Source organism: Rhodovulum imhoffii (assembly GCF_003046545.1).
Lineage (GTDB): Bacteria > Pseudomonadota > Alphaproteobacteria > Rhodobacterales > Rhodobacteraceae > Rhodovulum > Rhodovulum imhoffii.
Genome location: NZ_QAAA01000047.1, coordinates 1 through 1,933 on the forward strand (window position 1 = coordinate 1; position 1,933 = coordinate 1,933).

Annotated in this window: 1 protein-coding gene; it reads right to left on the reverse strand. The window is 63.9% G+C overall.

Annotated elements, in window-relative coordinates; all coding sequences use genetic code 11:
• Positions 1–5: 5 nt before the first annotated feature.
• On the reverse strand, positions 6–1,933 hold a 1,928-nt coding region (gene acs, locus C8N32_RS14705; protein ID WP_425319747.1), incomplete at its 5' end, for an acetate--CoA ligase.

A 1,933-nucleotide genomic window follows, 5' to 3' on the forward strand; every position in this document is an offset into this window, starting at 1 on the left:
TTTTTTTATTTTTTTCTGTTTTCGATGAGGTTATCGACGACGGAGGGGTCTGCGAGAGTTGATGTGTCTCCGAGGGATCCGTAGTCGTTTTCGGCGATTTTCCGCAGGATCCGGCGCATGATTTTCCCGGACCTGGTTTTGGGCAGGCCCGGGGCCCACTGGATGACATCGGGCCTGGCGATCGGGCCGATCTCTGTGCGGACCCATTTTTCCAGTTCCTTGCGCAGGGCGTCGGTGGGCGCCACATCGTTCATCAGGGTGACATAGGCGTAGATGCCCTGGCCCTTGATGTCGTGGGGATAGCCGACCACTGCGGCCTCGGCCACCGCCGGGTGTGCGACCAGCGCGGATTCGACCTCTGCGGTGCCCATCCGGTGGCCGGACACGTTGATCACGTCATCCACCCGCCCGGTGATCCAGTAATAGCCGTCCGCGTCCCGCCGGCAGCCGTCGCCCGAGAAGTAATACCCCTTGTAGTGGGAGAAATACGTTTCCTCGAACCGGGCGTGGTCGCCCCAGATGGTGCGCATCTGGCCCGGCCAGCTGTCCTTGAGGCACAGGACGCCCTCGGCCTCGGTCCGGGTGATTTCCTTGCCGGATTCGGGCTCCAGGATCACCGGCTGCACCCCGAAGAACGGCCGCGTGGCCGAGCCCGGCTTGGTCGGCGTCGCGCCCGGCAGCGGCGTGATCAGGTGGCCGCCGGTCTCCGTCTGCCACCAGGTGTCCACGATCGGGCAGCGCCCCTTGCCGACATGGGTGTTGTACCACTCCCATGCCTCGGGGTTGATCGGCTCCCCCACCGAGCCCAGAACCTTCAGGCTGGACAGGTCGTACTTCTCCACCCATTCGGAGCCCTGGCCCATCAGCGCCCGGATCGCCGTGGGCGCGGTGTAAAACTGGTTGACCTTGTGCTTCTCGCACACCGCCCAGAACCGCCCCGCATCGGGCCAGGTGGGCACGCCCTCGAACATCACCGTGGTCGCGCCATTGGCCAGCGGACCGTAGAGGATATAGCTGTGCCCGGTGACCCAGCCCACATCCGCGGTGCACCAGAACACGTCCCCCGCGTGGTAATCGAACACGTATTCATGGGTCATCGCCGCATACAGAAGATACCCGCCCGAACTGTGCACCACCCCCTTGGGCTTGCCGGTCGAGCCGGAGGTGTAGAGGATGAACAGCGGGTCCTCGGCGTTCATCGGGCGCGGAGGGCATTCGGGGCTGGCATGGGTCATCAGGGCCAGAACGTCGACATCGCGGCCCTCGATCCAGGTGGTCTGGTCGCCCGTATGCCGGACGACCATGCAGCGCACCTTGTCCGAACAGTGCAAAAGCGCCGCGTCGGTATTGGACTTGAGCGCCGTCTTCCGCCCGCCCCGCGGCGCCGTGTCGGCAGTGATGACAACCTTCGCCCCGCAGTCGTTGATGCGGTTGGCCAGCCCGTCGGGCGAAAACCCCGCAAACACCACCGAGTGGATCGCCCCGATCCGCGCGCAGGCCAGCATCGCGTAGGCCGCCTCCGGGATCATCGGCATGTAGATCACCACGCGGTCGCCGCGCATCACCCCCTGGCTGAGAAGAACGTTGGCAAAGCGGCAGACCTTCTCGTGCAACTCCCGGTAGCTGATATGCAGGGCCGGGCTCTCAGGGTCGTCAGGCTCGAAAATGATCGCCGTCTGCGCGCCTCGCGTCTCAAGGTGGCGGTCGATGCAGTTCGCCGCAACGTTGAGAACCCCGTCCCGAAACCATTGAATCGAAACCTCCCCGGGCGCAAAACTCGTCTCCTTGACACGCGTGTAGGGCGAAATCCAGTCAAGGCGGCGGCCATGCTCCCCCCAGAACCCCTCAGGATCCTCAACAGAAAAACGGTACATCTCAGAATAACGAGGCGCATCAATGTGCGAACTCAAAGCAAAATCCGCCAAAGGCGGGT